Origin of the sequence: Exiguobacterium sp. SL-10 (assembly GCF_004337025.1) — a bacterium.
Classification (GTDB): domain Bacteria; phylum Bacillota; class Bacilli; order Exiguobacteriales; family Exiguobacteriaceae; genus Exiguobacterium.
In genome coordinates this window covers 1-381 of record NZ_SJUP01000059.1, presented here as the reverse complement: position 1 = coordinate 381, position 381 = coordinate 1, and the positions used below count along the sequence as shown (strand labels likewise).

The window sequence follows — 381 nt, the reverse complement described above, 5'->3', positions numbered from 1 at the left end:
CTTCTATCTCGTCGCCTTGATCTTCGCGATGGGTACCAGTCTGGGCCTTGCCACGCCGCTGGTGACCGAGTGTATGCAATGGTTGTTTGGCATTCCGCATACCCTGCAACTGGACGCTATCATCATTACCTGCTGGATTATCCTCAACGCCATTTGCGTCGCTTGCGGTCTGCAAAAAGGGGTACGTATCGCCAGTGACGTGCGTAGTTACCTGAGCTTCCTGATGCTGGGTTGGGTGTTCATTGTCAGCGGTGCCAGCTTCATCATGAACTACTTCACCGATTCGGTGGGGATGTTGCTGATGTATCTGCCGCGCATGTTGTTCTATACCGATCCCATCGCTAAAGGCGGCTTCCCGCAGGGCTGGACCGTGTTCTACTG

At 54.3% G+C, this 381-nt stretch carries 1 protein-coding gene; it reads left to right on the top strand.

Translation table 11 applies throughout. The features are described from left to right. The coding region (locus EVJ33_RS15855) for a BCCT family transporter (RefSeq protein ID WP_201739736.1) at positions 1-381 on the top strand (381 nt) is incomplete at both ends.